Source organism: Zarconia navalis LEGE 11467 (assembly GCF_015207075.1).
Classification (GTDB): Bacteria; Cyanobacteriota; Cyanobacteriia; order Cyanobacteriales; family Geitlerinemataceae; genus Zarconia; species Zarconia navalis.
In genome coordinates, this window is sequence record NZ_JADEXN010000251.1 from 1 (window position 1) to 7422 (window position 7422).

5 protein-coding genes are annotated in these 7422 nt (G+C 42.2%); 1 reads left to right on the top strand and 4 read right to left on the bottom strand.

The annotated features are described in order from the left end of the window. From IQ235_RS13720 to IQ235_RS13735, 4 genes are all read right to left on the bottom strand, one after another. Positions 1–1248 (bottom strand): PD-(D/E)XK nuclease family protein (locus tag IQ235_RS13720; RefSeq protein WP_264322017.1); only part of this gene is annotated, 1248 nt, incomplete at its 3' end. A 22-nt stretch (positions 1249–1270) separates the two neighbouring features. Next, positions 1271–3238 carry an ATP-binding protein gene (locus tag IQ235_RS13725; RefSeq protein ID WP_264322018.1) on the bottom strand — a complete coding sequence of 656 codons (1968 nt, stop codon included), beginning with the start codon at positions 3236–3238 and terminating at the stop codon, positions 1271–1273. 28 nt (positions 3239–3266) lie between these two features. Continuing rightward, positions 3267–4154, bottom strand: a complete 888-nt coding sequence (locus tag IQ235_RS13730) for a hypothetical protein (RefSeq protein ID WP_264322019.1) — start codon at positions 4152–4154, stop codon at positions 3267–3269. Positions 4155–4261: 107 nt separating this feature from the next. After that, a complete protein-coding gene (locus IQ235_RS13735; RefSeq protein ID WP_264322020.1) occupies positions 4262–6211 on the bottom strand; it encodes an ATP-binding protein in 1950 nt (649 codons plus the stop codon). 316 nt (positions 6212–6527) lie between these two features. On the opposite strand from IQ235_RS13735, the gene IQ235_RS13740 reads away from it, so the two are divergent. Then, positions 6528–7422 (top strand): DegT/DnrJ/EryC1/StrS family aminotransferase (locus tag IQ235_RS13740; RefSeq protein ID WP_264322021.1); only part of this gene is annotated, 895 nt, incomplete at its 3' end.

Here is a 7422-nt window from a genome sequence, read left to right on the forward strand (position 1 = left end):
GTATACCGCCGCATCCACCGGCTCGTTTTTCTGCTGCTGCAACATATAGGCATACAGCGCCACCTGTGCCACCTGTGCGGACAAATCGGCAGCTTGATAGGTTTTGTATTCCACCGCGCACAAACGGCGATTGGCAAAGTCGTAAACGAGGCTATCAAACTTTCCCCGAACCTGTTGCATTGTACCGTCGGGTAACTGGAATTGCGCCTCTACTTTTAATTCGCGATCGATAAATGTTTTTTGAATGGTGGCGTTGGCATGGCAGTGATATCGATTGGTGACTAACAACTGCGCGTAATGGCCAATTAACCCGCGAACTCCCTGCCAAATTTGGTTATAGGTTGGGACTAAATGGGGATTTTCTCGAATTACCGATTGCAGGTAGGGAAAAAAGGCGATCGTATAAAACAGCTTCTGCATTTCCTGCGCCACTTCTTCGGCTTGAAGCTGTTCGGCTGCGGGAGTTAGGAGCGATCGAAATCGAGAATCGGTGAGTGCGAGTTCGACAAATTTCTGCGCTAGTTGGTGGAAGGGATTGCCGATGGCAGCGTACTGAGTTTTGGGGAAGAATACGCTCATGCCACCGAACCGCCGATCTAAGTAAAATAAGCGGGGACATTCTAAGGCAACCCGCACGTTGGTGACGCTAAAAGAAGGGGAAGCGGGTTTTGCTTTGGTCACGAATATATCCTCCTGCGTTTTCGTCGATTTAGGTGGAATAAATTTTAGTAATTCGCGATGAACGCAAGCTAAATAAACCGTATCGAGTTTGGCATAGTGTAGCTGTTTTTCGCTTAACGGTCGTCGTCGCCAGTCGCTACCTTGGGGTTCGGAATCGACATTCGTAAATCCGCAGAGTTCGGCAGCCAGAGTTTTTAGTTTTAGATTAGACGTGCCTAACTTTGTCTTCGTGATTTTTTTAGCTATTTTTAACGTACAAGTAATATTTTTTGCTTGACTTTTATCTAAAAATTTTAAATCGTAGCTAGCGTTATGAAAAACTTTTTCGATTTGGGGATTAGCAACAATTTTCTCGATAAAATATTGAACTAGATTGGGTTTTTCGAGAACGTCTAAAACATAAGCTGAGTCTCCCGTGCGATCGTCTGGGTTGGCAAGAACTTGAATTAGAGAGATTTTCGGATATTTCGTTCGCCAATCTGCGGTTTCCGTATCCAGCCACAGCAATTTTGACGAAGCTAAAGTTTCGATCGCTGTTTGAATTTCTCTTGGTTGGGTTAAGTACATCGATCGTTACGACTTTTTTCGGTTACTTGGGTGTCCAGCAGACACAAAGAGATTCAGGTTTAGACTTCATACCAATAATTTGAATCGGGTGTTCTTGAGTTAAATTTTCAACCAATTTATGAATATCGGCATCAGATAACGAACTGGTATCAATTTGTTGGCGAGCGGTATCAATTAATTGTATGAGACCTAACATTTGTTGGGTTTTTACCAAGTCGAGCATATATTCTTTAACATCATTAGATACGCTTGATTTTGCAGTTTTATTAGCTTTCTGTTGTGTTGTGGTTCGAGTTATCGCCACCAAACCTAAATCTTGCAAAATATTACATTTTTGCAAAACCTTCGATTGCCGAACGAGAGTCTGTAATTCTATCATGTCAGGAACTTTACTTCCTACGACAAGTTCGCCGACTCGCGAGGCTTTCAACAAGCTGCTATAGGTGGCTAAATAGTGCAATGAATCCAGATGAGGTGTAATGTGGCGATGGGGAGAATTGACAAAAATTTGTTTGTATAATTTGTACCCTTTGTTCTTAGCCTTGCCGACGGTTGTCGATCGAATTAAATACAGTTTATTACAAATACTTTTCTCAATTGCCTTTTGACAGTCTTTTATTAAAGAATAAAAGCTTCTCATATTGGCATTTTCCGACCACAAAATGCCAATCGTTTCTTGCTTTTTGGTGTCTTGATAGCTTAGAGAATAACGGCTTTGTGTTTTGCTGGGTAAAACACTAGTTTCTAGGTTTTGAACGGGAATAGTTTCAAGTGCCTCTTCTAAAACTTGAATCAAATCAAATGAAGATAACTGACCGATTTTATCGATAGTTTTTTGTTGTTTCTGAAATTCTTTTGTCCAGACTAGTTTGAATTCAGCGATTGGGTTTTCTGGTGCAACTCGATCGCCCAATTTATATTTTTGAATTAATGTTTTTCCCAGAGTAATCGCATCGCGAATATTCGTTTTGCCACCGGGATACTCAGTTTCGAGTTGTTGGCGAGTTAAGGGATAAATTGGCGATTTTGGTTTAGGAGTTGCTTGACTGTGTAGCGGATGCAGTCGGATTCGCCAAAGTTCTTCCGCACGATCGAGATTAATGGGTTTTAAAATTACCCGATCGGTAATCCGAGCTTTGTCGGATAGCGGAATCCGATTAGAGTTTTGCTTGGCAATATCGGGAATTAAACTAATAATAACTAAAAAGTTTTTGATACTTTCATTATGAAAATTTGTATTAATACTAAAAATAGCGGAGATATTGACGCGATCGAGTTGGTCGAAACAAAGAACGATCGGTCGGTTTTTATCGGCAATCCGACCGAAATTTTCAATAATTTTTTGAGCGGTATATTCAGAATCGATCGACTTTTTAACCCGCAAGGCTTTTAAACTCTCTTCATCAAGCTCATCTCCTTTGAGCCACTGATAGGCGATCGAAGAAAGTTCGGGATTCGTTAAATCGTACAATACCCCAAAAAACTCATTGGGATTGTACATCCCCACCGGATAAGTACTGTTAAAATTCCGAATGAAAAGATTTCGCTCTCCCAATAACTTTTTCATCGCGCTGCGGCTTTTAAATGCCGATAAACCTTGAAGCCAAAGCAAAAGTTGGGATTCTTCTTCGCCATCGGGAACTTGCACTAAACTATCGACCATTTGGCGCAAAAGATGGCGAATAATATAATTACTATCGCCGCAGTGACCGATATAAACGAAGAATGCTTTCGGGTTTAGCCGTTGTTTTAGCCTTCCTAATAGATAACTTTTTCCCGAACCCGAATCCCCCAAGAGTAGCAACGTTCGAGTTTGATGGTCTTTCGCGACCAGATCGAGAAACGATTCGATTTTGTCGATCGCTTCTTGGTTAATCGAATTAACCGTTAATGTCGGATCTTGACGATCGGTCCAGAAATTACCATACCGTGAAGAAATCGCGTCAAATGGATTAACCGCTTGTTGAATAATTTGCTCGATAGAGGTCATGCAAATCTTGAAGAATAAAAGTCTAAAATTAGATTGCGAAAAATTCAGCTCCTTTGGAATCTGAATCGATTAGAAAAAATAGAGGACCTCCCATATTTTGGGGAATCCCCGCACCAATTTGTGCTTGCGTATAAGGACTGCTATCGGTTAAAGAACTCATTTCGAGGCGATCGTTTCGCTGCAAGCGATATAGCGCCTTATCCAACTCATCCCGAGAGACCATTGCCAGCTTCTCGCGTAAATGAAAAATTGGTAAATAGTTATCCGTCCCCAGTTCTCGATCTAAATTCCGAATCGTCTCTAAAATATCCTCATCGCTCAATGGACGACTGGTATCGGTATTTGGGGGTTGCACCGCAGTTGTCTGAGTTGTCGATCTTGTCTGCGGCATTCTAGCTTCCCCCGCGAGAGACTGCCGCAAAAACTGAATATAGTTATCGAGCATTTTGCCACTGAAACTCAGAGTATTACCCGTTGGGTTAAACTCATCGCGCAAATAGACTTTTCCCCGTTCGGTGAGCCAAACTTCTTTGATTTTCGTCTCAACAGCGGCGAGTAATCCGCGATCGATTAAATCTCGGATCGTTTCTTGTCGTCGATCTGCCGGAACCTTTTTAATTTGTCCGGGTGTCGTCGTTTTTTTTGCACTAGCTTTGAGAACTTCTAATTCGATTTGAGTAATCGGCAAGTTACTCAGATCGACTTTTAAAAGAGATTTTCCCGGAGGTAAAATTTTGAATTTTGTAATATCTTCAGATCGTGCTACCCAGCTACGATCGCAAAGTTTTCGACAAATATCTTTGCATTTGGATACCGACGTTTTAGAATTGGGTTTGAGTTTTGAATCGGAAATTGAGGCTCGATAGTTTGAAAACCCCAATAATTTTAAAATGAATTTGACTTGAATCGTTTCCATAGAAGAAATTATATTGTTCTCGAACAAGTTATAGTCGGTGATATAATTACCTAAGAAAAATTACGGAGTTTGCAATTTCTAAAACTTGCAGCTCATATACGAACCCCTTAGCTCGACATTATACAGATTAATTGCTCGTCCTGACTAGCATTGGGATCGAGAATTTGAATTTGATTATTCTCACACATTCGATCGAGAAGTAAATTGAGATCGAGGCGATCGATTTGTGGAAATCGATCGATCGCATTTTCAATTAATGTATTGCGTCCGATTAACTGTTGTGTTTTGACGAGGTTTATCAAAAACTCACGCGCGGAATCTAAAATATTCAGTTCTCGTGGGTTCGATTTTATGAGTCCTAAGTCTTGTAATAACGGGAAATCTTGCCAAACTTGAGATTCTCGAATTAAATTTTCTAATCTTTCCACATCCAGGGTTTGGTTTCCCACAACCAATTCTCCCGCAAAGGAGGCACGGTACAAGGTTTGATAAGTCGCTAAATAGCAAACGGATTTTAATGTGGAGATAATGTGAATATGAGGATGCTTTGTGAAGATGCGTTGATAGAGTTGATATCCTTTATTTTTGGCTTGTCCCAATTTTTCTGCGCGAATAAGGATTAGACGATCGTATAAATCTCGATCGAGAATCTCTTGACAGGATTTCATGACATAAAAGAAATAATTTAAATTGGGTTCTTCGATCCAGACAACACCCACTTTTCGATCGCCGCAGTTATAGCTAAGCGTTGAGGATGTATATCGATCGAGAAATAAACTCCTTTGATTCAAATCATTAATCTGTAATGCCAAAATAGCTTGTTTTAACATTTGCACCAGTTCTAAGGAAGAGAATTGACGAACTCGCGTCACTTGTTTCTGAGTTCTGTCAAAAGCATTCAGCCAAACAAGTCGAAAAGCGGCGATCGCATCTTCTGAAATAATCGATCGACCTGTTTTATATTCAAGAACAAGTTTTCTGGCAACTTCAAGCGCATTTCTGGGGTTTGTTTTTCCTCCCGGAAAACTTGTTTCTAATATGGCTCGTTCTAACGGGAAAATCGGAGATTTTGGTTTCGGATTGGCTCGTTTGTGCAAAGAAGACAATCGGGTTTTATACAGGAATTCTGCTTGATTAAGTGTAATAGGTTTGAGTAGCACTTGTCGATCGACACGAGCTAAATCGGAAGGTTGCATCCGATTCACATATTTATGAGCTGTGTGGGTAATAAGGCTAAAGATAATTAAGAAGTTTTTGAATTTTTCATTATGGAGTGTAGAATTAAAATTCAGTAAATATTGCAAATTTGTTTCACCATCTGTCGTTCCGGCAATACAATCTAAATTATCAAAACAAAGGACGATCGGAAAAGTATCGATCGAAATTTGACCGAAGTTGGCTAATATTTTTTGTGCGGCATCTTCCGTTTCGATCGGATGCCGCACTCGTAACCGAGTCAAATCGTCATCGTCTAAGTTTTCTCCTCGCAACCAATCCGATGCGAGGAGAAACTTTTCTCCATCGAGCAAATCGTACAATACCCCTAAAAACTCATTTGCATTGTATAAATCGGCTGTGTAACTTTCTCGAAGCTTACGAATAAATACTTTCCGATCTCCGAGCAATTTGTCGAGAAAACGATGCTCTTTAAAAATCGATAAACTCTTGAGCCAAATTAATAACTGAGACTCTTGCTGTCCCGGTGGAACTTTGAGCAAACTATCAACGGTATTGCGGAGGATATGTCGCCATAGAAAGTTTCGATCGACCCAAGGTCCAATATAAGCAAAAAATGCTCGCCGATTTAAGGTCTGTTTTAGACGATCGAGAAGATGACTCTTACCCGCGCCAGAATCTCCACATAATAGAATCGTTCGAGTTCGACGATCGCCATTCACGAGATCGAGAGTTTCGGTAATTTTCTCGATTTCTGTTTGATGAATTGAATGAACCGTCAGTTTGCCATGTTGCGATTCTTGCCAAAAGTTTCCCGGTCGAAAGTTTACCGAATCAAAGGGATTAATCGCTTGTTGTAAAATTTTTTCGATTGATGTCACGATCTACCAACGATAGAGAATTAAGAATAGATTGATAATCCCGTGAAGTCTGAAGCTAAAATTCAAAAAATATAGGGACTCGATCGAAAAGATAACGATGGCATGGCACCCTCGATCGTTTGTCAAGATTGGGACTGACCCACAAATAATAAATAGGCTGACTTGACAAACGCTATTCCCTCCCACTGATGGTGGTGTAAAAGTAAATTTGCGTAAGTCTTAAATATGTTATAAATACGTGATTTTGCTGAACTCACCTTCAAATTGTTTCAGCTACAGTCGAAGAAGACCACTATTCAACCTCTGTATTATTCTCATGCACCGGACTCCTACTCCCGTTCCTTTCGTCAATCTCAGCTTGATGCACCGACCGATCCAAGGACAGATCGAACAAGCGGTTCAAACCGTATTGCAGCAAGGAGATTATATATTAGGTCGAGCGGTAAGTGAGTTTGAGTCCGCCTTCGCCTCAGCTTGTGGCGTGCCTCATGGAGTGGGTGTTGCCTGTGGAACCGATGCGATCGCCCTCGGATTGCAAGCTTGTGGAGTCGGTGCGGGAGATGAGGTCATTTTACCGGCAAATACCTTTGTCGCCACCCTGATTGGGATTCTCCATGCTGGAGCAACCCCCGTTTTAGTCGATTGCGATCCGCAAACGGCGCTCATCGACTTAGCTGCCGCCGAAAGAGCAATTACACCGCGCACCAAAGCCATCGTTCCGGTGCACCTATACGGACAGATGGTGTCTCCCCGGCAACTGCTCGATTTTGCCAGCACCCACAATGTCGTCATTTTTGAAGATGCCGCTCAAGCACACCTGGCCCATCGAGAAGGCTATACCGCCGGTTCTGTGGGGATGGCCGCCGCGTTTAGCTTTTATCCCAGCAAGAACCTCGGTGCGGCCGGAAACGGTGGTATGGTGGTCACCCAAGATGATGCCGTTGCCGAGAAACTGAGATCCTTGCGCAACTACGGCGCACCGCAGAAATATATCCATCGCGATCGCGGTACCAACAGCCGCCTCGATACCCTACAAGCAGCCATTCTCAACGTCAAGTTGCCCCACCTGAGTACTTGGAACCACCAGCGCAATTGGGCGGCAAAACAATACGATTCCCTCCTCGCACCGCTCCAGTCTCAGGGGATCGTGCCGATTCAGAACCAAAGCGACTCCGGTCACGTTTATCACCTCTATGTGGTTCGCATCAATC

What these genes read in the sequence shown, in the direction of transcription:
- IQ235_RS13725 (WP_264322018.1), bottom strand. Translation starts at nt 3,238, where the DNA reads ATGACCTCTATCGAGCAAATTATTCAACAAGCGGTTAATCCATTTGAC.
- IQ235_RS13730 (WP_264322019.1), bottom strand. Translation starts at nt 4,154, where the DNA reads ATGGAAACGATTCAAGTCAAATTCATTTTAAAATTATTGGGGTTTTCA.